This window comes from Cypionkella sinensis (assembly GCF_042646385.1).
In the GTDB taxonomy this organism is placed as follows: Bacteria; Pseudomonadota; Alphaproteobacteria; order Rhodobacterales; family Rhodobacteraceae; genus Cypionkella; species Cypionkella sinensis.
Window position 1 is genome coordinate 62,935 of record NZ_JBHRTO010000002.1, and the last position, 24,914, is coordinate 87,848.

Annotated in this window: 18 protein-coding genes and 1 pseudogene; 3 read left to right on the forward strand and 16 right to left on the reverse strand. The window is 57.9% G+C overall.

Annotation, left to right across the window (positions count from 1 at the left end):
* Positions 1-46: 46 nt before the first annotated feature.
* The 3 genes from ACFOGH_RS15550 to ACFOGH_RS15560 all read right to left on the reverse strand — a co-directional run bounded on the left by ACFOGH_RS15550 (position 47) and on the right by ACFOGH_RS15560 (position 2,619).
* A complete protein-coding gene (locus ACFOGH_RS15550) occupies positions 47-790 on the reverse strand; it encodes a YebC/PmpR family DNA-binding transcriptional regulator (RefSeq protein ID WP_380074084.1) in 744 nt (247 codons plus the stop codon).
* Between the two features lie 84 nt (positions 791-874).
* Complete coding sequence (locus tag ACFOGH_RS15555) at positions 875-1,810, reverse strand: DMT family transporter (RefSeq protein WP_380074085.1); 936 nt, start codon at positions 1,808-1,810, stop codon at positions 875-877.
* Complete coding sequence (locus ACFOGH_RS15560) at positions 1,807-2,619, reverse strand: TIGR00282 family metallophosphoesterase (RefSeq protein WP_380074086.1); 813 nt, start codon at positions 2,617-2,619, stop codon at positions 1,807-1,809. The genes ACFOGH_RS15555 and ACFOGH_RS15560 overlap by 4 nt, the downstream gene beginning before the upstream one ends.
* A 145-nt stretch (positions 2,620-2,764) precedes the next feature.
* On the opposite strand from ACFOGH_RS15560, the gene ACFOGH_RS15565 reads away from it, so the two are divergent.
* Complete coding sequence (locus ACFOGH_RS15565; protein WP_380074087.1) at positions 2,765-5,155, forward strand: ligase-associated DNA damage response DEXH box helicase; 2,391 nt, start codon at positions 2,765-2,767, stop codon at positions 5,153-5,155.
* A gap of 104 nt (positions 5,156-5,259) precedes the next feature.
* On the forward strand, positions 5,260-5,907 hold the full coding sequence (gene pdeM / locus ACFOGH_RS15570; protein WP_380074088.1) for a ligase-associated DNA damage response endonuclease PdeM: 648 nt from the start codon (positions 5,260-5,262) through the stop codon (positions 5,905-5,907).
* 269 nt (positions 5,908-6,176) lie between these two features.
* Here pdeM and ACFOGH_RS15575 read toward each other — a convergent pair whose 3' ends face one another.
* The 6 genes from ACFOGH_RS15575 to ACFOGH_RS15600 form a co-directional block, all read right to left on the reverse strand.
* Positions 6,177-6,920 carry a LytTR family DNA-binding domain-containing protein gene (locus tag ACFOGH_RS15575; RefSeq protein ID WP_380074089.1) on the reverse strand — a complete coding sequence of 248 codons (744 nt, stop codon included), beginning with the start codon at positions 6,918-6,920 and terminating at the stop codon, positions 6,177-6,179.
* A gap of 190 nt (positions 6,921-7,110) precedes the next feature.
* Positions 7,111-8,001, reverse strand: a complete 891-nt coding sequence (gene folD / locus ACFOGH_RS15580; RefSeq protein WP_380074090.1) for a bifunctional methylenetetrahydrofolate dehydrogenase/methenyltetrahydrofolate cyclohydrolase FolD — start codon at positions 7,999-8,001, stop codon at positions 7,111-7,113.
* Between the two features lie 12 nt (positions 8,002-8,013).
* Entirely contained in the window at positions 8,014-8,892 is an 879-nt protein-coding gene (locus ACFOGH_RS15585) for a bifunctional 5,10-methylenetetrahydrofolate dehydrogenase/5,10-methenyltetrahydrofolate cyclohydrolase (RefSeq protein ID WP_380074091.1), read from the reverse strand.
* Complete coding sequence (locus ACFOGH_RS15590) at positions 8,873-9,124, reverse strand: hypothetical protein (protein WP_380074092.1); 252 nt, start codon at positions 9,122-9,124, stop codon at positions 8,873-8,875. The genes ACFOGH_RS15585 and ACFOGH_RS15590 overlap by 20 nt, the downstream gene beginning before the upstream one ends.
* Before the next feature lie 56 nt (positions 9,125-9,180).
* On the reverse strand, positions 9,181-9,477 hold the full coding sequence (locus ACFOGH_RS15595; RefSeq protein WP_380074093.1) for a chorismate mutase: 297 nt from the start codon (positions 9,475-9,477) through the stop codon (positions 9,181-9,183).
* An 87-nt stretch (positions 9,478-9,564) separates the two neighbouring features.
* Complete coding sequence (locus ACFOGH_RS15600; RefSeq protein WP_380074094.1) at positions 9,565-11,241, reverse strand: formate--tetrahydrofolate ligase; 1,677 nt, start codon at positions 11,239-11,241, stop codon at positions 9,565-9,567.
* A 304-nt stretch (positions 11,242-11,545) separates the two neighbouring features.
* Here ACFOGH_RS15600 and ACFOGH_RS15605 point away from each other — a divergent pair, with 304 nt between their 5' ends.
* Positions 11,546-12,808, forward strand: a complete 1,263-nt coding sequence (locus tag ACFOGH_RS15605; protein ID WP_380074095.1) for a calcium-binding protein — start codon at positions 11,546-11,548, stop codon at positions 12,806-12,808.
* Here ACFOGH_RS15605 and ACFOGH_RS15610 read toward each other — a convergent pair.
* From ACFOGH_RS15610 to ACFOGH_RS15640, 7 genes and pseudogenes are all read right to left on the reverse strand, one after another.
* Positions 12,805-13,401 (reverse strand): MOSC domain-containing protein, encoded by a 597-nt coding sequence (locus ACFOGH_RS15610; RefSeq protein WP_380074096.1) that lies wholly within the window; start codon positions 13,399-13,401, stop codon positions 12,805-12,807. The genes ACFOGH_RS15605 and ACFOGH_RS15610 overlap by 4 nt on opposite strands.
* Position 13,402: 1 nt before the next feature.
* Positions 13,403-14,191, reverse strand: a complete 789-nt coding sequence (locus ACFOGH_RS15615) for a methyltransferase domain-containing protein (RefSeq protein WP_380074097.1) — start codon at positions 14,189-14,191, stop codon at positions 13,403-13,405.
* Positions 14,192-14,365: 174 nt separating this feature from the next.
* Positions 14,366-15,286: a DUF5655 domain-containing protein gene (locus ACFOGH_RS15620; protein WP_380074098.1), complete on the reverse strand. Its 921-nt coding sequence runs from the start codon at positions 15,284-15,286 to the stop codon at positions 14,366-14,368.
* Between the two features lie 9 nt (positions 15,287-15,295).
* Positions 15,296-16,942 carry a hypothetical protein gene (locus tag ACFOGH_RS15625; RefSeq protein ID WP_380074099.1) on the reverse strand — a complete coding sequence of 549 codons (1,647 nt, stop codon included), beginning with the start codon at positions 16,940-16,942 and terminating at the stop codon, positions 15,296-15,298.
* Positions 16,939-21,081, reverse strand: a complete 4,143-nt coding sequence (locus ACFOGH_RS15630; RefSeq protein WP_380074100.1) for an Eco57I restriction-modification methylase domain-containing protein — start codon at positions 21,079-21,081, stop codon at positions 16,939-16,941. Before ACFOGH_RS15630 ends, ACFOGH_RS15625 begins: the two co-directional genes overlap by 4 nt.
* Positions 21,074-24,397: a helicase-related protein gene (locus ACFOGH_RS15635; protein WP_380074101.1), complete on the reverse strand. Its 3,324-nt coding sequence runs from the start codon at positions 24,395-24,397 to the stop codon at positions 21,074-21,076. The genes ACFOGH_RS15630 and ACFOGH_RS15635 overlap by 8 nt, the downstream gene beginning before the upstream one ends.
* 206 nt (positions 24,398-24,603) lie before the next feature.
* Positions 24,604-24,807, reverse strand: a pseudogene (locus tag ACFOGH_RS15640) (integrase core domain-containing protein); the annotation flags it as partial.
* Positions 24,808-24,914 lie beyond the last annotated feature (107 nt).

The following is a 24,914-nucleotide window of genomic DNA, read 5'->3' on the forward strand; positions in this document are numbered from 1 at the left end:
CCGCGCTGGTTTAGCGCGGCTTTTCAGATCAAAATATCGCGAAAGGTCAGCCCAGTTGCTCGGCCACTTCGTCGCTCATGTCGAAGTTATGGGTGACGGTCTGCACATCGTCATCCTCTTCCAGCATGTCGATCAGCTTCATCAGCTTGGTCGCGGTGTCCAGATCGACCTCGGTCAGCACTTGTGCCTTCCAGATCAGTTTGGACTCCAACGATTCCCCCAAAGCCTTTTCCAGCGCATCGGAAACGGCGTTCAGGTTTTCAACGGCGCAATAGATCCAGTGGCCGTCCTCATCGGATTCCACATCGTCGGCGCCAGCATCCAGCGCCGCCATCATGATATCATCGGCCGAGCCTGCCGAGGCCGGATAAGAAATCTCGCCCAGACGGTCGAAACCATGGCTGACCGAGCCGGTCTGCCCCAGATTGCCCCCGAATTTAGTGAAATAGCTGCGCACGTTCGAGGCGGTGCGGTTCAGGTTGTCGGTCATCGCCTCGACCATGATCGCGATGCCGCCTGCGCCGTAGCCTTCGTAGCGGATTTCGGTGTAATCGGCACCGTCGCCCATCTGCGATTTCTTGATGGCGCGGTCGATCACGTCTTTTGGCATCGACACCGCCTTCGCCGCTTTCACGGCAAGACGCAGGCGCGGGTTCATGTCCACATCGGGCATCCCCATCTTGGCCGCGACGGTGATTTCCTTCGCCAGCTTCGAGAACACCTTTGAGCGGGCTTTATCCTGCTTGCCCTTGCGGTGCTGGATGTTCGCCCATTTTGAATGGCCTGCCATGACCCGTCTCCGATCGCTTCTTCAGATGATGGGCTGCCTTACACCAGCCAAGGGTGCGCCTGCAACCCCGCCCGCATTCTGGGCCTATTCGTTCAACGGTTGCAGGGTTTGCACCCGCAGTTTCGGCTGCACAAGGCTGAGGCCCAGCAGCATCACCGCCGCCGCTGCCCAGACCCAGGGGCTGAACCTCTCACCCAGCAGCAGCATCGCCCAGATCACGCCGGATGCGGTGACGATGTAGCTGGATTGCGAGGCGAACACCGCGCCTGCCTTGGCGGCGAGCCAGACGAAGGCGGAATACAAAAGCGCGTGCATCGCCGATGAGGCGATCAGCGCCCATTCGGCCTTGCCCGGTGGCAGCGGCATCGGAAAGAAATGCCCCAAGGCCAGCATCACCGGCGTGCACAGGATCAGCCCCACCAAGGATGCACCGAACATCGCCTGCAACGCATCCATCCCCGCCGTGCCGGTCTTGGCGACATAGGTGCTTTCCATCGCGTAGAACAGCGGCCCGATCATCGCAATCGGCAGGAAGGCGGCCATCGCCGGGTCGGGCAGGCTGGCATTTGGCAAAGCGATCAGCAGCACACCCGTCAGGCCCAGCCCAAGACCCGCCAGGCGGCGGACTGAGAAGTGATCCATCCCCAAGGCCATCGCCATCGGGAAGGCCAGCAGGGGCACCATCGAAATCAGGATCGACATGATGCCCGACGGCAGCCGGGCGATTGAGATATAGAAGGTGCAGTTTGGCACCAGCGTGCCCAGAATTGCCACGATAACGTAGAATTTCAGCGCCTCGGGCCGCAGCGACAGCCGCTTGCCGCGCAGCAGGGTCAGCGTGCCCAGCACGGCGGTGCAAACGGTCAATTGCCAGAAGATCAACCCGAACGGTTTGTGCCCGGTGGAGGCCGAGATCTTGCCCAAGGGTTGCGTCATGCCCCAGCCCAAGCCAAGGCAGAGCAGGATCAGCAGCAGATGCCAGCGTTTTGGCTGCACAAGCGGGGCGACGATTGCGGTCATGGACTTGATTGCTCCAATGTGCCGCCATTGCGGATCATCTTGATTTTCAGGGCTTTGCCGGTGCGGTCATCGGTTTCGACATAGGCGCCTGACAAGGTGGCGGGGCCTTCGGCGGGGGTAAACCGCGCGCTGGACATGCCGGTGATGAAACGCCGCAGGGGTTCGAGTTTCTCCATCCCGATCACCGAATTATAGTCGCCGCACATACCTGCATCGGTCAGATAGCCGGTGCCACCGGGCAGGATTTGCGCATCCCCCGTCGGCACATGGGTGTGGGTGCCAACGACAAGGCTCGCCTGCCCGTCGCACCAATGCCCCATCGCCATCTTCTCGGACGTGGCCTCGGCATGGACATCCACGACCGCCGCCTGCACCGTGGCACCGATGCGATGGGTTTTCAGGATGGTTTCCACCGCACTGAACGGATCGTCAAACGGGCGCTTCATGAACACCTGCCCCAACACCTGCGTCACCAGCACCTTGCGGCCCTGCGTGGCCTCAAAGATCTTCACGCCGCGACCCGGGGCGACTTTCGAGAAGTTCAGCGGCCGGATGATGCGGGGTTCCTGCTCGATGTATTGCAGCATGTCTTTTTGGTCGAAGGCATGATCGCCCAAGGTCAGGCAATCGGCCCCTGCCCCGAGCAGCACCCGCGCATGCTCGGCGGTCAGGCCAGCGCCTTGGCTGGCATTCTCGCCATTGACCACGATAAAATCGAGGCCCCAATCGCGCCGCAGCGTCGGCAAACGCTCGACTATCGCGGCCCGGCCCGACCGCCCCATCACATCGCCAAGGAAAAGTATTTTCATGGGGATTGGATTAGGCTGAGAGCGGGGCGGCAGCAAGCCTATCCGCGACATTGTGGCGGCGTGGGGAGCCTCCGGCGGGAGTATTTGGGCCAAGATGAATGGCCAAGGGGGTTTTCTTTGGGTGGACGGGGATTAGGTTAGCGCCATGGATGTGCCGCAGGCTTTGCAGGAATGGTTTGACGCCCAAGGCTGGGGGCTGCATCCGCATCAGCGGGCGATGCTGGCACGGGCATGCGATGCCTCGACTTTGCTGATCGCACCCACCGGGGGGGGCAAGACCTTGGCGGGGTTCCTGCCCAGTTTGGCCGAGTTGGCAGACGGGCAGCATCAGGGGCTGCATACGCTCTATATCTCGCCACTGAAGGCACTGACGGCGGATATCCGGCGCAATTTGCGCAGGCCGGTAGAGGGCGCCGGCCTGCCGATCCGGATCGAGGATCGCACCGGCGACACCACCTACACGCAGCGCCGCCGCCAGCGTGCCGATCCGCCGCATATCTTGCTGACCACGCCGGAAAGTCTTGCGCTGCTTTTGACATACGAGGATGCGCCGCGGATTTTTGGGGGGCTGCGGCGGGTGATTGTCGATGAGATTCACGCGCTGGCCGAAAGCAAGCGCGGTGATCAGTTGATGCTGCAACTGGCGCGGCTGGAGACTTTGTCGCCCGGACTGCGCCGGGTGGGCCTGTCGGCGACCGTGGAAGACCCGCCCGCGCTGGCGGCTTTCCTCGGGGCGGGCGCGCAAGTGTTGCAGGCCGATCCGGGGCCTGACCCGGACATTTCCATGCTGATCACAGATGCGGCCCCACCTTGGGCGGGCAATGGCGCGCATTATGCGATCCCGGCGATTCTGGAACAGGTCAAGCGCCACAAGACCACGCTGATCTTTCACAACACCCGCGCGCAGGCCGAGATTTTCTTTCACCGCCTGTGGCTGTTGAACGCCGACGATCTGCCGATCGGCATCCACCACGGTAGTCTCTCGCGCGAGCAACGCGACCGGGTGGAACAGGCGATGGTCGATGGCCGCCTGCGCGCGATTGTCTGCACTGGAAGCCTTGATCTGGGCATTGACTGGGGCGATGTCGATCTCGTCATTCAGGTCGGCGCGCCGAAGAACGTCAAGCGGCTGGTGCAGCGGATCGGGCGGGCAAATCACCGCTATAACGCGCCATCGAAGGCCCTGCTTGTGCCTGCCAACCGCTTTGAGGTCGTAGAATGTCAGGCGGCTTTGCAGGCGGTTGCCGCGCACCAACTGGATGGCGACCCGCGTGGGCCGGGGCCTTTGGATGTGCTCTGCCAGCATATCCTTGCCACCGCCTGCGCTGCACCGTTTGATGCGGATGCGCTTTACGCCGAGGTGATCACCGCAGGGCCCTACGTGAACCTTACGCGCGCCGAGTTCGACGATTGCCTCGATTTCACCGCCACCGGCGGCTATGCCTTGCGCGCCTATGACAAATGGCAGCGCTTGATGATCCGGGATGGCAAATGGTCGCTGCGCGATCCGCGCAGCGCGGCGGTGATCCGCCAGAACCTTGGCACCATCATTGACACCGAAACCCTGAAGGTGCGGCTGAAGGGCCGTTTAGGTGGCACGCCCTTGGGCGAGATTGAGGAAAGTTTCGCCAGCACCCTGACCCCCGGCGACACCTTTCTGATCGGCGGCCAAGTGGTGCGCTATGACGGGTTGCGCGAAATGACGGTCGAGGTGACGCGGCAGCCGGGGCGTGATCCGAAGGTGGCGGTGTTTTCGGGGACGAAATTTGCCACCTCAACCCAGCTTTCCGAACGCATCTTGCAGATTTTCCAACGGGGTGACTGGTCCGACCTGCCGCGCCACACCGCCGATTGGCTGCGCTTGCAGACCGAGGTTTCGCGCCTGCCCGCGCCGGGGCGGTTGCTGGTGGAAAGTTTCGGCTATGAGTCGCGGCAGTATCTGGTGCTGTATGGTTTTGCCGGGCGCAATGCGCAGCAGACCTTGGGGCTTTTGGCGACCAAGAGGATGGAGGATCAGGGCCTGCACCCCTTGGGCTTTGTCGCCACCGATTATGCCACGATGATCTGGGGCTTGGATGCGGTAGCAGACCCCGCAGCCCTGCTGGACCGTGTCACCTTGCGCGCCGATCTGGAAGGGTGGCTGGGCGGCAATGCGGTGATGAAGCGCACCTTCCGCAATGTGGCCATCGTGGCCGGGTTGATTGAGCGCAGCCATCAGGGGCGGCGCAAATCGGGGCGGCAGGCGACGTTTTCCAGCGATATCCTGTATGACACCCTGCGCAAATATGATGCGGGTCATCTGATGCTAGCGATCACAAGAGCCGAGGCGATGCGCGGGCTGATTGATTTCTCGCGGCTTGAGGCGATGCTGGAACGCATAGGCGACCGGATTGACCATGTGCGGCTGGACCGCCCCTCGCCCCTCGCCGCACCGCTGTTTCTGGAAATGGGCCGGGTGCCGGTGGAGGGTGCCGGGCGCGATCGACTAGCCGAGGATGCAGCAGCGCAATTGATGCGGGATGCGGGGCTAACCTGAACGGAAACGCCGCCTTGGGTGGCATCGAGCCACCACGCGGCGGCATTGCCATGCGATACGGTGCCGCCTTGTCAAGCCCGGATACCTGCGGCAAAGCTGCGGCCATGTATCGGTTTCCCCTGTCATCCGCTGAACTTTTTGCCCTGCCCTCGGGCGCGTTGCACTGGCCTGCCGAGCGGCTGCTGGTGGTATCCGATCTGCATTTCGGCAAATCGGAGCGGCTGGCGCGGCGCGGTGGGGCCTTGCTGCCGCCCTTTGAAACCCGCGACACCCTGCGGCGGCTGGATGATGATCTGGAGGCCACGGGCGCGCGGGTGGTGATCTGTCTGGGCGACAGTTTTGACGATCTTGCTGCCGCCGATGCGATGGACGCAGATGATCAGCTGTGGCTGACACGGCTGATGGCGGGGCGCGAATGGATCTGGATCGAGGGCAACCATGATGCCGGGCCATTGGCGCTGGGCGGCAGTCACCGCGCTGAAATGGTGATCGGCCCGCTGGCGTTCCGCCACATCGCAACGGCAGAAACGCCCGAGATTTCAGGCCACTACCACCCAAAGCTGCGGCTGGCAGGGCAAGCGCGGCGCTGCTTTCTGCTGGATGCGGCGCGGGTGATTCTGCCCGCCTATGGCAGCTATACCGGCGGGCTGTGGAGCCACGATCCCGCCCTGACCGCACTGATGCAACCCGATGCTTTGGCGGTGGCGATTGGCAAGACCGCCCTACCCTTGCCGATGCCGCGCAAGGGCTAGAGCGGATCGACATTCACGCGCTTGCATGCGCCTTGGTCCCGGGGGGAAATAGGAAACGCATTGCGTTGCCCCGCCCGCGTGGGCGGTTTCACCCTGTAGTCGCGTCAGCGAAAAACCTGTTGAGGCCAGCGCCCGCCATTGGCGGGGCGGGCGCTGGCCGAGCCATTGGGGCCCGGCGGTTTCAGCGGCCTCTGCACCGCATGGCGAAGGCGATGGCCTTCGCCAGACTGTCCAAGGTGAATGTCGATCGGCCCTTGAGCAGGCCGCAACTAGAGCAGGCCGCGCAGCACCAGTTTCTCTCGGTGGTTTTTCGACACCGGCAGCCGCGCACCGCCCGTCAGCACCACGAACAGCTTGGTGCCGTCCCGCTCTACCCCCTCGACCGCAGCCCAGGCCACCCAATGCGAGCGGTGGATCTGCGCGCCCTCGACCGGATCGGTTTCGGCCATCGCGTCACTCAGCCGCATCAGCAGGCTGTTTGTGCCGGCGCTGGTCTGCACGTCGACATAGTGATCGCGCACCGAGATTGACCACAGCGCCCCCGGATCGGCAACGTCCAGCCGCTGCAACAGGCGCGGCAAACGCGGGGTCTCGGGCTCTGGAGGAACGGTAAAAGCAGGGGCGGCGTCAGCGGGCGGAAATGACGCATCTTCGGCTGCGGCGACACTGCGGCGCAGCGACGACAGCCCAAGCGACAGCGAAAACACCAGCAGCATCAACTCGCCCAGGCCGGGATAACTGACGGTGTCGGTCGGGGGGATGCGGTGCAAAAACTGGTCCAGCATCGGCGCGATGATCAGGCTTGCCAGCCCTGCATTCAGCACCGTCGCCGATCGATAACGCCACGGCGGCAGCGCACTGAACACCAGCACCCGGATCACCAAACCCACCAGCATGATCGCCGCCAGAAGCGGCGTCACGGCCAACAGACGCTGGCCAAAACTATAGGCGGCGTAGGTGCCGAACGGGCCGGTAAGGGCCACAAAAAAGATCAGGCCTGCCCAGAAAATCATGGACACGCCTGAACGAATTTCTTGTTTGAATTTCTGGACGAACGCCGACATGGCCCTCTGGCGCGTTACTGGTTACATCCGGCGGTGCTTAGCGACTGGTTTTCATTGTGGCAACATTTCAATTATCCAAATGGATAAGTACCCCTATCCAATCGGATGACTGCAGCGTTTTAACAACGCTCTGTCGGGATCAGGCCGTCAAACCCTTGGGTTCAGGCAGGCCATTGGCGCGGCAACATGCCGTAAGGGCATTGGCCAGCAGGCAGGCGATGGTCATCGGGCCGACGCCCCCCGGAACCGGGGTGATCGCACCGGCCACTGCGGCGGCTGATTCGTAATGCACATCGCCCACCAGCTTGGCCTTGCCGTCACGCTCGATGCGGTTGATGCCCACGTCGATCACGGTGGCGCCAGGTTTCACATAATCCCCGGTCAGCATTTCCGGGCGACCCACGGCGGCGACCAGAATATCGGCACCCCGGCACACGGCGGCCAGATCCTTGGTGCGGCTGTGCGCAATCGTCACCGTGCAGCTGTCACCCAGCAGCAATTGCGCCATCGGTTTGCCAACGATGTTGGAGCGCCCGACCACAACCGCGTTCAGCCCAGCAAGGCTGCCGTGGTGATCGCGCAGCATCATCAGGCAACCGAGCGGCGTGCAGGGCACCATGCTTTTCTGCCCGGTGCCCAGAAGGCCCACATTCGAGATATGGAAGCCATCAACGTCTTTGGCCGGATCAATCGTGTTGATGATCAGTTCCGAATTCAGATGCGCAGGCAGCGGCAGTTGCACAAGGATCGCATGCACCTTGGGATCAGCATTCAGCGATTTCACCAGCGCCAGCAGATCAGCCTCGGACGTATCCGCAGGCAGGCGATGTTCAAACGAGGCCATCCCGACTTCGATCGTCGAGGCGTGCTTGTTCTTCACATAGACTTTCGAGGCCGGGTCTTCACCGACCAGAACCACCGCCAGCCCCGGCTGGATGCCGTGATCGGCCTTCAGCTTGGCGACATGCTCTTGCACCTGCGCGCGGACGGATGCCGCGAACACTTTGCCGTCGATCACTTTAGCGGTCATGTCGTGTCTCCCTTAACTCGCCGCCGCGAAGGCGTGACGATAGTGGTCCATTTGCATACGGGTCGCCAGAACGGCGTTTTTCATCAATGTGGCGACGGTCACAGGCCCAACGCCACCGGGAACGGGGGTGATCCAGCCCGCCACCTTGGCGCAGCTTTCAAAATCGGCGTCACCCACGGTTTTGCCATCGATGCGGTTGATGCCGATGTCGATCAGCGCCGAGCCGGGTTTCAGCATCTCGCCCGTCACGAGGCCAGGCTTGCCCACCGCCACGAACACCGCATCCGCCGCACGGCTATGCACCGCGACCTGGCGGGTCATGTGGTGACAGACGGTCACGGTCGCCCCCAGACCCATCATCAGAAACGCAATCGGTTTGCCGACGATTTCACTGTGGCCAATGACGCACACGTCGAGGCCCTCCAGCTTCAATGGCAGGGTTTTCAGAATTTCAACGGCAGCCACGGCGGTGCAAGGCCCAAGCGCAAGATCATTGTAAACGATATTGCCAATGCTCGCCGGGTGCATGCCTTCCACATCCTTCAGCGGATGCACGGCCTTTTGCAGCGCCTTCACCGGGATATGCGCAGGCAGCGGGCGCTGGATGATGATGCCGTTCACACGCGGATCGGCATTCAGACCCGCCAAAACGCCGGTCAATTGTTCCAGCGAGATGGTTTCGGGGTAGTTGCGCGCCTCAAACCCCACGCCCGCATCCTGCGCTTGCCGCTGCTGGTTGCGCACATAGAGTTCCGCCGCTGCCACATCGCCGACCGAGATCGACACCAGCTTCGGCGCCCAACCGGATTCAGCCAAGGCCCGCGCCTCGGCCAGAGTTTCGGCCCGCATCCGCGCCGCAATGGCTTTTCCGTCAATCAGCGTCGCCGTCATTCCGGCTTTCCTTACCCGTAACCGGACGCAGAGTGTGCGCCTCATATTTGTAGTAGTTGAGCACAAGCACCCAGACCCGACGCAAAATCCACATCGACACTGCGAACTGGGCACCACTACAGGCAATCAGCATACCCGGCCCCAAGTGATCCACGACCCAAACGGCGAGAAGCATCCAAGCGTAGAAATCCGCAGCAAGCAAACCGACCGAGAACACCAGAAGGCAAAGCATAACGACAAGTTCTGCTGGCCTACCGCCTGTCCTGCCGTGATGTGCGCCCAAATGGCTTACCCCTGCCCCAGAACCTTTTCCTCGCGCGCGATGGACCATTCGATGATCCGCCGCCAGAGGTCTTCTGCAAGGTTGGGGTCCAGACCTTGATCGGCCGCCCGAGCCCGCACTTTGGCGACCACATCCTCGACCCGGTCATTGATCCGGGCGGGCATGTTCTCGCCTTGCTTCAAGACAATGGCGCGGTCGATATATCCGGCCCGCGCCACCAGTTTTGCCACAATCTCGGCATCCAAAGCGTCGATCTGCACGCGCAGGTCTTGCATGGAATGGCAGTCAGCGGGGGCCTTCATCGCACTCTCCTTTGGGCTGGTCTCGAGTTAATTCCGATACCGTCCAAAGGCAAGGCGACGAATGGCCCCAGCCCGTTTCAATCAGCCTTAGAACAGACCTTCGACATTGCCGTCCGCATTCAAGCGGATGACTTCGGCCGACGGCACCTTCGGCAGACCCGGCATGGTCATGATCTCACCGCAGATCGCGACGATAAAGCCAGCGCCTGCCGACAGACGCACTTCGCGCACCGGAACGGTGTGGCCAGTGGGCGCACCGCGCACGGTCGGATCGGTGGTGAAGGAGTATTGGGTCTTGGCCACACAGATCGGCAGATTGCCGTAGCCAGCCGCTTCCCAAGCCTTCAGTTGATCGCGGATCGACTTGTCGGCGATCACGTCATCCGCATGATAGATGCGCTTGGCGATGGTTTGCAGCTTTTGGAACAGCGGCATTTCATCGGGATAGAGCGGTGCGAAGTTCGCAGCGCCCGATTCCGCCAGTTGCACAACCTTATGCGCCAGATCTTCGATGCCAGCCGAGCCATTGGCCCAATGCTTGCACAGGATCGCCTCTGCGCCCTGCTCGGCCACATAGGCTTTCACGGCTGCGATTTCGGCATCGGTGTCGCTGTAGAAGTGGTTGATCGCAACCACAACCGGCACGCCAAAGCCTTTGACGTTGCCGATGTGACGGCCCAAGTTCGGGCAGCCCTTTTTCACCGCTTCGACGTTTTCCGCACCCAGATCAGCCTTGGCCACGCCGCCGTTCATCTTCATTGCGCGCACCGTCGCCACGATCACCGCAGCCGAGGGCTTCAGACCAGCCTTGCGGCACTTGATGTCAAAGAATTTCTCGGCACCCAGGTCAGCGCCGAAACCGGCTTCGGTCACAACATACTCGCCCAGTTTCAGCGCGGTTTTCGTCGCGATCACCGAGTTGCAGCCGTGGGCGATGTTGGCGAACGGACCGCCATGCACGAAGGCCGGGTTGTTTTCCAGCGTTTGCACGATGTTCGGCTGCATTGCGTCCTTCAACAGAACGGTCATTGCGCCGTCAGCCTTGATGTCGCGGGCATAGATCGGGGTCTTGGCGCGGGTGTAGGCCACCACGATATCGCCTAGACGTTTTTGCAGGTCTTCCAGATCGTTCGACAGGCACAGGATCGCCATGACTTCCGAAGCCACGGTGATGTCAAAGCCGGTCTGACGCGGGAAGCCGTTCGACACGCCGCCGAGGTTGACCACGATGTCACGCAGCGCGCGGTCGTTCATGTCCATCACGCGACGCCACACGATGCGGCGGGCGTCGATTTCCAGCTCATTGCCCCAGTAGATGTGGTTGTCGATCATCGCCGACAGCAGGTTGTGCGCCGAGGTGATAGCGTGGAAGTCGCCGGTGAAATGCAGGTTCATTTCTTCCATCGGCACGACTTGGCTATAGCCGCCGCCCGCAGCGCCGCCCTTCATGCCGAAGTTCGGGCCAAGCGAGGCTTCGCGGATGCAAACCACAGCCTTTTTGCCGATGCGGTTCAGGCCATCGCCCAAACCCACGGTGGTGGTGGTCTTGCCTTCGCCTGCCGGGGTCGGGTTGATCGCGGTGACAAGGATCAGCTTGCCATCAGGCTTGCCTGCCAGAGATTTGATGAACTCTTGGCTGACCTTGGCCTTGTCATGGCCATAGGGCAGCAGATGCTCGGCCGGGATGCCCAGCTTTGCACCGATGTCCATGATCGGCTTTTTCTTGGCTTCGCGTGCAATCTCGATGTCGGTTTTGAAGGCCATTTTTATCTCCCAAGGGGCACGGACTGTCCCGTTGGCGACGTGATAGCGGAGAAAACGGCTTTCCAAACGCGCTTTTCCGACTTCTTCCCATGCAAAATCGCCAGCTTCCGTTTCCGATCGGAAAGTGCGGAGCATAAGCAGGAAAAATCCCAAGCTGAAATTTCCCTGCAATTTGCATGACAGTATTCGTCACCCGCCCCTGCCCGCGCGGCGCTTGACGGGTGGGCCAGATGCGGTCACTTTGTCGGTATTGGACGATGACGTTTTGAAATGCTGACCACTTGTTTTGATCAGGAGGATTCCGATGGCCGATGATTTCTATGATGTCGAGGCATTGACCGCAGGTGCCAATTCCACAGTCACCATAACCGACGATGGCACTGGCATTGATTGGCTCAGCCTGACCGGCATTCACCGCGATTATTCGACGTTCCGGCTGGAATGGCTGGTGTCCAGTGGCGTCTCACAGCAGGCGCGCGTGACGTATTTCAACCCCGACAACAGCAGCTATTCGCTGGTCGTAAATGGTTTGATCGAAAATGTCCGCGGCAGCATCGGCGCCGATTGGGTCAATGGCAACGAGGCCAACAATCTGATTTTCGGCGACCAAGCCCGCGGCGGCGCAGGCGGCAGTGATACCTTGGGCGGCCATACCGGCAACGACACCATCTACGGCGGTGCTGGAAATGACGAAATCAGCGGATCATATGATGACGATCAACTGTTCGGCGATGCAGGCAACGATCTGCTCTATGGCGGCGATGGCACCGACATCCTGCAAGGCGGCGCGGGCGCGGATTCGCTATACGGCGGCTCGAACGGATCGGACTGGGTTTCCTATTCACAGTCAAAAGCGGCTGTGCAGGTGGTTCTGATCGCGGGCAGCAACTCCACCGCCAGCTCCGGCGGTGATGCGGCAGGCGATCTGATCTATGGCATCAACAACGTGATTGGCAGCAATTTCAACGACACTTTGACGGATTCACCGTTAAGCAATGCCAATAATGCCAATGTCTTCCGAGGCCTGTCTGGCAATGACATTCTCAATCTGGGCGGCAACAACGACAGCGGCTATGGCGGTATTGGCAACGATTCACTTTATGGCGGCACGGGCAACGACACTTTGCGCGGCGAAGATGGCATTGATCGGCTGGAGGGTGGCGTTGGCAATGACAGTCTTTATGGCGGCAACGGCGCAGATCGGTTGATTGGCGGCAGTGGGTTGGATCGGCTTTATGGCGGCCTCGGGGCTGACCGGTTCGTGTTCGTCGAAGTGGCCGACAGCACGGCGCTGCCCAGTGCGCGCGATGTCATCTACGATTTCAACCGTGCCCAAGGTGACAAGATCGACCTTACGGCCATCGACACCAATCTGGCACTGGCCAATGATCAGCAGTTTTCCTGGCGCGGCACTGCGGGCTTTGACGGCACGCTTGGGGCGTTGCGGGCGGTGAACTCGGGGGCGAATACACTGGTGATGGCCGACATGAACGGTGACAGAATCACCGATTTCAGTTTCGTTGTCATCGGCGTGAACAACATGGTCTCGACCGACTTCATGCTTTAACCGCGCGCTTGCTCCAGATGCGCCCAAGCCGGCTGGTCGGGCACGAACAGCCGCACCTTGGCACCGATCCGCAGCGTGCCCTCAGCCTCGACCCAAGCGGTGATGCCGCGCAGGCCTTGGGCTGCGGGTTTGAACTTCTTGCCAAAGCCCGGATGCGAGGTCTCGATCGGGCGGGCGGGCAAGGTGCAGGGGCGGTTTTCCATATCGACCACCAAGGTCGCGCCGCCTTCGGCCTGCAAGCGGCTAGAGGGTGGCAGGTGGCTGAAATCGGGGATGCCTTCGATCACCAACGACGTGCCCAGCAGCGCAGGGTCCAGCCGTTCCAAGCCCATATTGGCGGCGATCTGCGTCAGATCTTCTGCCGACATCACCGCGAATTGCCGGGTGTTGCGGATCGGCAGGTTGCGCTTGTAAAGCGAGGCCACCCGGCTGCAAGCAGGGCGATTGATGCCGCCATGTGCCTCACCTTCCGGGCCATCAAAGCCTGCAAATATCTCGGTCAGCGGCGCGCTTTCAAGCGCCGCGTCGCGGTCGGCCACACGGCCAAGCCAAGTGATCGTGCCATAGAAGTCGGTGGGGATAATGGCTGCCATGTCAGACCTTTAGCGTGAAGAACACCCGCTTGAACGGGAACAAAGCCGCCCCATCGGGCAGCAGCGGATAAGCGGCGGCAAGGCCTGCCTCATAGGCGGCGGTGAAAGCGGCAAGCTCACCCGGCGACAGCTTCTCGGCAATCGGGCGCATCGCGGTGGCTTCGGTGAAGGCACGCACCGGATGCATTGCCGCCACGGATTCAAGCCGTTGAATATATTCAGTTTCCCAAGCCATGACTTCGCCCAAGCACGACAGCATGGCGAAATACGCCTCGGCCTTGGCGCAGGGCGAGATCGCGCCACTGAAATCAAACCGATCCGGGAACATCGAGGCTGCAATATCGCGCAAAAACCGATGCGAAGGCGCATTGAACTGCCGCGGCATCTGCACGGCCAGCACGCCACCTGGGGCCAGATACCCCGCCAGCCGTGGCATCAGCGCGGCATGATCCGGCAACCATTGCAGTGCTGCGTTGGAGAAAATCAGCGCAGGTGCCGCCGCTGGCCGCCAAGCCGCAATGTCCGCAGCCTCCAGCGCATCGTAAACACCAAGGCCGCGCGCCGTGGTCAGCATCGCCTGCGAGTTATCCACGCCGACCAAACTGCGCCCCTCAAACCGTGCTGCCAGCGCCGGGCCAACGGCGCCATCGCCACATCCCAGATCAACCACCGCACCTGCGGGCAACTCGCCCACCTGCGCCAACAAATCTAAGCCGGGGCGCAAACGCAAACCCCGAAACCTTGCGTAGGTTTCGGGGTTCCAATCAAAACCCAACAAAATAAGACTCATTCATCCAAATTATTCCAAATTTGTGCTGCTAAATGTGCAGCAATACATAGTCGTTTTCCATGATTAATTCTCTATCAGGTCAACATTAATTCTCCTATACTTAGCTTTGATAATTTCATTATAGGTGGGTAAATGGCACCCCACGAAAATGAAGTGGTACGGCAAAGTCATACGTCATGACGCACTGTAGCTGAGTTCGATAAGCGGCTTCGCTTTTTCCAGATCCTCGGCCTTTGATAGAATGACCTCAAGGTCGCCGGTCCCGAAGTGGCCAAGATTGGAGACGTCGCGGGTGTAGCCCGGCTCAAGCTGGACCGTCGACGGGTCAACTTTCAAGAACATCAGAATTTTGCCGGTCGTCGGGCGGAACTCCACGCAGGCGAAGTTCTTGATCCGCTTGAACGCGATGTAGAAGCGCAGCGTCGTCTCCTGCACATCGTCGCCCAGAGCCATCATGTAGGCGCGCAAGGCCTCAAAACGGTCCAACATCCCGGGATCAAGTTCCTGCAGGACGGTGCCGATTGTCTTGTACTTGTTTCCCCCACCTACCCCACCTTCGGCCGGGCTGGCTTTCGCGTCGATAAATACACCCTTGGTCGATGTCGCCGCGACAAGGTCGAGCATCAGAAGCTCGGGCCCGAAGCGCCGGTAGCGGATCAGTTCGATGTTCCGCTGCATCTGCTTCACAGCGTGGTCGTCATACCGGTTGAAGTCGCCCGCGATGCAAATCAGCCGCGGTGCGGACCAGTCGACACCGTCGGCGGCGGCCTTGCCGAGCGTCTCCATCACCAGCCACTGGAAATCCTTGCGGTGATCCATCAGCCAGTCGAGGTAGAAGAGCCCCTGGTTGATGACGTTCTCGTTGCTGGCCCGTTTGTACTCGAGGATCACCGGGCAGCCGTTCTCGTCCAGCCCCAGCGTGTCGATCCGGCCGCCATGGGTGGTTGTGTACTCGGTGGCTAGGAAGCGGACGCCTAGCAGCGCCTCGAGGTTCTTCTCGAATAGGACCTGAACGGACTTTTCTACAGTGTCAGTCGTTCCGGCCAGTTCGGTAACGGCGCCAGAAGCGATGCGAAACAGCTTGATGTCTGACATGGGCAGGCCTCATGAATATCTCGGTTTTGCCCCATAAGGCGCAACTTTCAAAGAAAACAGCAACTTCTCAACCTCGACAATTGCTCGATGAACCTCGTGCGCGGTCAGACTATTGACGCCACCATGAGAAAGAGGGTTCAAGAGCATACTAGTAAATTCTTCAATCGAGGCCAAAACGGCATCAAATTTTCCGCCGTTCTGCGTTGCACTATGCGCCTTTGCCGCAGCAAGCAATTCGCTAAACGGAGTTTTGTCGGGCTGCTGCCGATAGGTTGTTTGAAGCTTTTTGATCTCACAGAACTCACGCAATCCAAATTCCGCAGCTATGCGTGAATAGTTTGCCGCTGCATTCAAATGACCGTCACGTAGGAAGCCTTCTGCAGTCTTTATCGCATCGACAGCGGCACTTGAGCTGACAGAGAAGACTACTGGCGCACGGGTAGGATTGTCGTCTGAGTGTATTCGCATGTACTTCCAAAAGCGATCCGCGTTGTGTTGCCTTTGGTAAGTGCGCGCCATTTCAAACCAAGTTCGGTCATGCGTAAGAAGAATGATTTGCCAGTCTTGGAAGTGGTCTGCCAACACATCGATGACTGGCAGGCGGTTTGATTGATCCAGCCCGATCAGCACATCATCAAGCACAATCAGGCGCGGTGTGTCAGCTTGCAGCGTAGCAGCGCAAACTTTGCGCCCGGCCAGATAGATGGCCAGCGCAAGTGCGGACAACCGTGCCTCATTCAAGAACAGTTGGGGTCGGTCGACAGGTTGATTTCGAAAGTTCATCGTGATGCCAATCTCGCGGGTTTGAATTCGATCCAGCGGCGGAACCGTCACGTCATCCTTGTAGGTGATGCCCGGAACGTCGAGGACGATGCCGTCAAGGTCTTTCCATCCAAGTGCTTTCAAGAGCGGATCGATCTTCGGCTGCACTGCCGCTACCGCATCACGCAGACCCTGATTGATCGAAGGCAGAAGCGCCAGAACCTTGGGTTTCTCGGTCTTGCTGAGCCGTTTGCGATCACGCGATCCGACATCAGCCAGTTCCAGCAACTCTGACCAAAGGTCGAAAATCTTGCGCTGCTTTCCATCATGCAGCGCCTCAAAGTCCCGCAGCAGGAGATTGATGCAGACGTCGAACAGGTTCACCGGGCCGTCGCCATGCCGATAGTTTGTATCAAGAAGTGACCGATAATCCAGAATGGCCTTACGGTAAGCCGCGTTCTTGACCCGATCATCTGCGGTGGGCGTGATATCGACCGGGTGCCTGATTGTCGTCCAGTCGGCAGCGGGTTTTCCGTCATCAAACTCGACGCCGATTCTCACTCCAGTCTCTGGCAGACCTGAGAAGACGTTTTTCAGTCCCAGCAATCGTTCTTTACGAGCTTGCGGATTCCGTCGGGCGACCGAAAAAAACTCGTCCAAGGCATAGAAAACTGACGACTTTCCGGCCCCGTTTTCGCCGTAGATCAATAGGTTCTTGCCATCCAATTGGAAAGTGACTGGCTCGGGTCCGGCGAATGCGCGAAAGTCGCATAGGGTGAAGGATTTGATCCTCGGGGGTTTGATAGCCGGTGCGGCTGGGGCGGCGGCTGGCGCAGCTGCTTGGGCTGCAGCGGCGGGGGCTTGGGCGGCGGGGGCTGGTGCTGCATCGGTCATTCGCGGCCCTCGATGATGCGGACGACGTCGAGCGTGGCAACATCGGACAGCATGGTTCGCAGCCGCGCGCCGGGGATCAGGTGGGTGGCGGCAAAGCTTTCTGCGGCTTTCAGAAGTTCGGGGCCTTCCAGGCCGGAAAGGCGGCCAAGACCCGCGCGCTCTGCTTCCTCGAACAGGGTCAAGCCCCGCGTGTGCAGGTCGTCCTTGAAGAAGAGCTCGTAGACGAAGCCGTTGAGGAGTTGTTCGAAACGTCCGTCAGACTTAACCAGCTGAATGCCAACACCGATATCCATGAGCGATCGCATCGAAACGCTGGCATCGCTAGGTATGGGTATTTGCTTCATGTAGTCACTAAAGGAGCGCAGGTAGCCTCCGCGAATACGGTTCGAAATCTGAGAATAGAACCATTCCGACAGCGTCGAGTTCAGAAAAGCTATGAGCCATCGTTCATGTGTTGGAATGAAGTAGCCCGTATTTGCTGTGTAGAATCCATCCAGGTCCCAGGCAAAGCTCTGATGCTCAAATATGTCTGGATAGAGAATCTTCGGCCCATCGAAGTCTTCCCAGTACGCACACGACCGTAGCTCCCAGAAATACTTCCCCTGATCGTATCGACTGACGAGTTCTTTTCGGTATCCACTCATGAATGAGTGAATGGCAGGAAACTCTAGCGCAAAAACCTTCTCAGCCTCTGTATCGGCCAACCCAGTCCATGAGTGCCTTTGGTTTTCAGAGGACTCAATACGTATGAGCCACAAATCCTTTGGCTCAACCCGCCATCTCTTGATATCTCTGCCTCGGAGGAAGGGCTTGATAAGCTCAGCGGAGCTAGCGTGTTCGCCAATCAATCGATCCTTGGTCGCTCCATCAATCACGAAAGCTTCGTTAAATCCTGTCAGAACGCCCCTGTAGAACTTCCCCTCGACGTACTGGCCCAACGGCATCCCCGCGGCCCGAATACGATCCAGCAACCCTCGCTTCGCCTGCGGCTCCAGCTGCCACCCATCCGCTGCCAAGGTTTTTTGCGGCATGTCGAAGCCGATCTCTTCGACCATCGCGGGGAAGTTCGGGATCTCTTCGCGCCCTAGTTCCTGCGGCCAGTTCATGACCCGCAGGGTGTCGCTGGTACTCGGGGCTGGCACAGGCGCCGCCCGCCGCGTCGCGACCAAGATTGTGGGATAGGCCACAGCATCGAACACCTCGGCATCACCGAAATCGACAACCCGCCGGAGTTCCGCGTTCCGGTTAAGCCAGCCCCGAAGGTTCTGACCATACTTGGCGCGGTACCATTTGTTCGAGGTGATGTAAGCGAATGCCCCGCCAGGCGACAAAAGCTCGATCCCGCGCTGAATGAAGTAGATGAACAGGTCAGCCGTTCCGGCATAAGCCCCAGTCGGGTTGCCCTGCCGATCCTTGCCGCCATAGTGCTTTTCCAGGGCGGGCTTCTGATCCTTGATCGCCTCTTGCCTTACATAGGGCGGGTTACCGATCACAAGGTCAAAAGCACCTGCGCGATAGTCGCCGGTAAAGCTGTTCGACGGTGGGGCAAGCTGGAACATCCACTCCGGATCAAAGAACCCGGCGCTGCTGTTCTGATCGAACGGGTCCCAGGTGGCCATCTGTTTGGCGTCCTGTGCTGGCAGCCCGCGCTCAGCCTTTAGCAGTTCAGCCAGTTCATCTCGAAGCCGGGCGATATCTTCGCGGCGCGCCCGTTTGGTCTTTGCCGTGCGTGCCGAGAAGTAGCGCGCATTCATACTGCGAAGTTCGGCCTCTTTCTGTTCGATCGCCTTGTTCCGAAAGAGGTCGTCAATCCGCGGCCGTTCGATCGGGATCAAGCTGTTCGCTGCGACGAGCTTTGTCTCCAGGTTCGGCAGTGCTGTGATGTTAGCATTGTCTTCGGTGCGGTCGATCTTCTGGCTGACCACCAGAGAGATAAAGAAGCGCAGCTTGGCGATCTGCACAGCGATGGGCTGGATATCGACACCAAAGATGCACTTGTCGATCAGATACAGCTTCCGGGCGTAGTCTGGCTTGTTTGCGTTCGAGAAATCTCGGTCAAGCTTGGCGAGGGCAGCCTCGGCCTCTTCCACCTCGATCTCTCGACGGGAAGGATCTGGGGTTTGCAGGGCGGCAGCGAGGCGCAGCTCCAAGGGCTTGCGGTTCTGCGCCTTCCACCGGGCATTGTCCGGATCGAGCCGATGCAGGACGTGGATCAGCTTTTGAAGCAGCCCCATCGGGAAGGCGCCAGAACCACAAGCCGGATCAAGCGCCTTCAGGTTGTCGATGGCGGAAATCAGGAGGTCCGTCTCAGACGACGAGAAAGGATTGCCGTCCTTGATCGCCAGGTTGAGCAGATTGACGAGGCGTGGTCTGTGGCTATCTGCGCCAGAGGTGTCGCGCTTCTCAGCTTGAGTTGTGCTGCTAAGGTCAAATTCTCCAGGCATCGCCATACCCAGCGCCTGCTGCCGAGGCCTACTAGAGGAGGCAACGGTCGGCTGAACGGCAAGTTTTTGCTCGAAATAGGCGATCAACGCTTCGTCGACCATATAGTCGACGACCTCGCGCGGGGTGTAAAACGAGCCGGACTTCTTTCGTGCCGTGGTGCGCGTATCAGCGTTATAGCTTGCAAGAAGGTTCTCGAACACCTTGCCAAGGAGTTCAGGATCAAGTGCCACTTCCTCTTCAACAGGTGTGTTTTCTTCAACCGTGAACTTGTAGCGCGAAAACAACTCGATCAAGCCGTCGACCTTCTCGGCCGACCGCGACTTCGCGTCGTACTCTTCACTTAGGTCGACCTCTTCGCGAGAGGCGAAGAACAGCTTGTTGGGCACACGCAAAGCATTGTCTGCACGCTCCGAGAAACCATCAATCCGAAGGACGTCCTTCTTGCCCTCTCGGGTGATGCGCTTCTTCAGGTCAGGGTTGCGCTCAATGTCACGTTCCGAAACGTCGCGGTCGAGGCATTCGAAGAGCCCCCCGTTAAGAAAGGGGACCTGCTTAAACAGCTCGAGAGCTTTGTCCGGGTCGCGAAACGCGTCGCGGAACCGATAGACGGTGTGGATCAGATACTGACCGTCGAGCCCCCCATCTTTGCCCTTCGTCCTCCACTTTCGATCGTCACTCATTTCCGTGTTCAGCGTGGCGAAAAACAGGTTCTGAAGCACAGCCATGTAATAGGTGCTGGCGTCCCGTTTTTCGGTGGGATCATCCACCATCAAGGCTCGAAGCGACGGCACATCGAACAGTTCGTTGGGCACGAGGCCCTTCTCCTTGATAAACCAGACGAAGATCAGCCTTGTTAGGAGTCGAATTACGGATATCTGGTTCTGAGCGTCGAAAGCCTCACGCCTTGCCTTCTCCGTTGTTTCGTTGTCACGCGCCCTTGTTGCAGCGGGAAACTCAACATTCTTCGTGGCCCAGAAGAACCAGTTGGCAAGTTCGCGGTAGAAGCGCTCGTTCAGGGCTTGGGCAGAAAGAGCCTCAATCCATCCATCGTACAGCTCACGAAAGTTCGTAGGGACTCCCTTGGAGCGAACTTTGACGTTGGCCAGAGCAATGCTGCCCAGAATGTCCAAATGCGCGCGATGGGGGGCATCGAGCCGAATATCCTTGACGATCGAAATTCGCTTTTCAATGACGTCGCGAGATAGGTCACGTCTGTTCTGTCGCCGATCGATCACCGCCAATGACACAAAGCTACCATGAAGAAAGATGATGACCGCAGGCATTGGGAAAACCCGATTTACCTCGCGGCTTATTCCGGCTAGCGCCGTCCTGCTCCAGTCCTCGCCATCCAACTCGATGGCCAAGAAGACAAAAGACTCGATGATTGACGCTCGGTAGTCTTGCGCTCCGCCAAACAGATCGCGGGTGCCCTGAGAAAGCGCCGGGATCTCATCATTCGTAAGCTGAAAAAGAAAGTCGACGCGCTTCCAGTAGTTGGTCTGGGCGTCTCGTCTTGCTGCTAGTCTATTGTCCCGATCAACAAGATCGAGAAACGCCCGGGGCGTGCCATCAAGGTTAACTGTCTTCTGACTAGAATAACCTAATGCGCCTAATAAAGCGATAACGGACCGCTTCAAGGAACTAGGTTCAGTCTCTTGTAATGCAGCCTGAACTGCGGCTCGAACATCACTCATCGAGAGCCCTCGAAGGATCGACGATTACAAGCCAAGAGACGAGATCGAAATCGAGCGACGTCTTCGGCAAGCTGGTGGAATCGACAAGCTTGCCGCCACGTCCCATAAAGAGGTTACCCAAGTTCTTCTTCTCCGACTGGGCAGCTATCGCCCTTATTGCTGCATCAAGAAGGTCACTGTAACGCCTCATGTCTCGCCCGTCACTGGTGTCCACGTCGAAAAGCTTGCACAACTCCAAGTAGGGCTGATCCTTGCCCTGACACAACGCGCGGAAGATCTCAAGAATCTGCTTGGGCGAAGTGAAGTTATAGCGAACCTCACCGCTATCGCGAACATAAACGAGGAAGTATGGCTGGAGCGCGTTCACGCTCTCTGACCCAAGATCATCATTTCTCTGTCGAAGGCAGTAGATAGTCCCTGGCTGGATAACTCCGGAAGCTACACTGGCGGGGACCACTCCATACAAGCCAAACGGCGCGCTCTCAAGCTTGACACGATTTTCTTCAATGAAGCTGAGTAGCTCAGCCCTAAAGTCGTCTAAGGTGAATTCATTCAGAGCAACGGTCTCATTGAAGTCTTCAAGATCAAGAACTTCATCCTTCAATCGAAGCAGCTGCTTGTCCCTGTACCGAAGATCACTCTGGACGAGCTCCTCAATATCCTTTGTATTCAGAATATTATCTTCATTTGTTGCCGCAATATCGACAAGCGCCATTCGCGCTTCCACTCTGTTCTTGAGGTTAATGTACTTATTGAGGTCAGGTGTAGGCCAGAAATTCACCAGCTGAATATGGGCGTTCTGGCTTCCAATTCGGTCAACACGACCAAACCTCTGAATGATGCGTACAGGATTCCAATGAATATCGTAGTTGATAAGGTAGTCGCAATCTTGCAGGTTCTGACCTTCCGAAATGCAATCAGTAGCGATCAGGATATCGATCTCCCCGTTCTGTGGCATAGATTTTATCTTATCGCGCTTCTTCGAGCGCGGCGAAAAATTTGTCAAAATGTTTGCGAAATCTGGCTTACCAAAGGTTGACCGATTCGGACGCGCGCCGCCAGAAACAAGCGCGATGTGAACCCCTAGAGTTTCTTTAGCCCAATCAACGAGTGCCTCAAAGAGATAATCTGCAGTATCCGCAAAAGCGCAGAAGACAAGGACCTTGCGATTCCTTTCTCCTTGGTTAGTTGTTGTCGGATTGAGGACCTTTGCCTCGATGAGCTTACGTAGTTCAGCGAGCTTTGCGTCTCTAGTGCGATCGACAGCCTGCGCTGCCTCACACAACAGAGAAAGCTGCTGCTTGTCAGTGGCGAGGTCTCTCAACCAACCGTCGACATCCAAGTGAGCCATCTCAAACTTGAGCTTTGAGCCTACCTGGAAGGCCTCCGTCAGCTCTTCATCATCTTCGTCCACTTCAGAAAAGAGGTCACCTTGAAGAGAAGACCCCATAGCATCGGCATGAACTTTGTACGACCTTAGACGCTCTTCGAGCGCCTCAATCTTTGCAACTGTTCGCTCCATAGTGATCGCAAATGCATGAATGGAGCTTTCCAGTCTCTTCAGAAAGTTCACCTTGATCATGCCAATCAGGAACTTCTCCCTATTCTCCTGCGAAAAATTGGCAATCTTTCGCTCAGCGTAGTTCTGCTTAAAACCATCAAGAACATAAGCTGAGGGATTGAAGAGGGAAAGTTGATACTTGCCAATCTCATCATTCAGTCGGTCATATGAGAGAAACCGCCCTCGAAGGTCGATCTCCGAGTAAACGGAAATGGGCTTTCTTCGCTTTGGGAATTGGCCTATCTGCTGAAGCGATGATCGATAGTACTTCTTTATGTGGTTCCGCGATCGTGCGATTGTGAGCTCATCAAGGAGGGTGAAGAACGATGCAGACAGGCGGTCCATCAGGTCACGAGCATCTCGCTCACCGCTGCGGCGGGCCCACTCCATAAAGGTCTTCTGTGCAGTTGCTAGGGTATCCTTGATACTACCAATGGCCAGATTGCTGGAGAACGCGGTATCGCGCCCCTCAGTTACGAAGTATATTTGGTTCCTCAGATCACTCAGATCGTTGTTGACCGGCGTTGCAGAAAGCAGCAGTACTTTTGTCTTGACGCCCTTCCTGATGACGTCATCCATAAGTCGTTCGTACCTACTCTTCTTTATTATATTGCCGTCTTCGTCCTTTTTTCCCTTGGTATTGTTTCGGAAGTTGTGAGATTCATCGATGACAACTAGATCGAAATTGCTCCAATTAATCGAGCCCAGATCGACTCCATCAACTCGACCTGATTCCCGCGAAAGATCAGTGTGCGAAAGAACAGTGTAGCTAAACCGATCCTTCAGAAAAGGATTAAGATCGCTGTTGTTCTGCGCAAGATAAACCGTCCAGTTGTCTCTGAGCTTCTTTGGACACAGAACTAATACTCTATGATTTCGAAGCTCAAAGTACTTGATCACCGCCAAGGCAGAGTACGTCTTGCCTAAACCTACGCTATCTGCCAAAATGCAACCATTGTGCGCATTTATTTTATGGATCGCACCTTTGACTCCATCTTTCTGAAAGTCGAACAGCGCCTTCCATATATCTGTATCAGTAATCGCCGTCTGCTCGAAGAGCGCCTTATCGGCTTCCTGCCCAGAAATGAAACGCTCAAAAACATGAAATAGGGTTTTAAAGTATATGAACTCTGGATCATGGTTTACGTAGAGCTGCTCCAAATACTGAAGAACATCATCTTTGACGTCGGAAACAAGACCAGTCTCATTCCAGAGTTCATCGAACCAGCTTCTAAGATCAGCGCGATCACGATCGCTGTCCACTATTAGATTTAGTTCAATATTCGCTCCCCCGGACAGCCCAAGGCCCCTACGAGTGAAGTTCGAGCTCCCGATGATAGCATGCTCTCTTCGACCATCATCAATGTGATACATTTTGCCATGCACAAATCTAGTATCGGTGACGGAGCGAATTTCAACCTTCTTCTTCACCCATTCAGCACAATCAAAGGCAACTTTCCTTTGCTGAAGTCTATTCGTGAGCTCGAGTCCATCTTCAACAATTGCAAAACTCTTTCGATCAGTCTTTTCGGGGTCAAGTGAAGCAATAAAACTTGGCTCTCCAAAAAGGAACCGTAGCCGCTCTATTCCATCCAGTTTGTCACGGAGCGCTGCGTAGGCGTGAATAGTGAAGTAGGCTGAAACAACAGACAGATCTGACCCTTCAGATATGCGGGATCTCAAGAAATCAGCAACTGATCCTCTTGAATGATTATCTCGAAGTCCGTGCAAGGAAGGGTGGTTTTCTGTCTTCATTCTGTTGGCTTCGATCTTTCAGAGGGTTCTCGTTGCTTGTAAGGCGGGGGTTCGGCTTCGTCTGGGGCTAAGTGACTGTTGCCACAACCCTACTTGGATCACCATCGAGTTCAAGGATTTGCTGGCAGCACGAGTACGATACATGCTGTAGAGGGTTGAATTCCTGAGGTAATCCCCCCATTTTTAGCGGGGTGCATTCGTAGAACTTACGCGGCCATTTTTAGTTTCTGGGCGGGAGTGATGCCGCCAATGCCCATGTTGGGGCGGTCGTTGTTGTAAGTCCATAACCATTGTGTGGCGTGATCTTGGGCCTCCTCGATGGTTTCGATGATGTATTGGTCGAGCCATTCGTGCCTGACGGTTCGGTTGTAGCGTTCGATATAAGCGTTCTGCTGCGGCTGACCGGGTTGCCGCGGGCAAGACCGATGCGCTCAGCCGATGGATCAATGCGCTGCGCGAGCGGCGCGGCGTCAACCGCACAATCGTCGCCGTGGCAAACAAAAACGCCCGGATCATC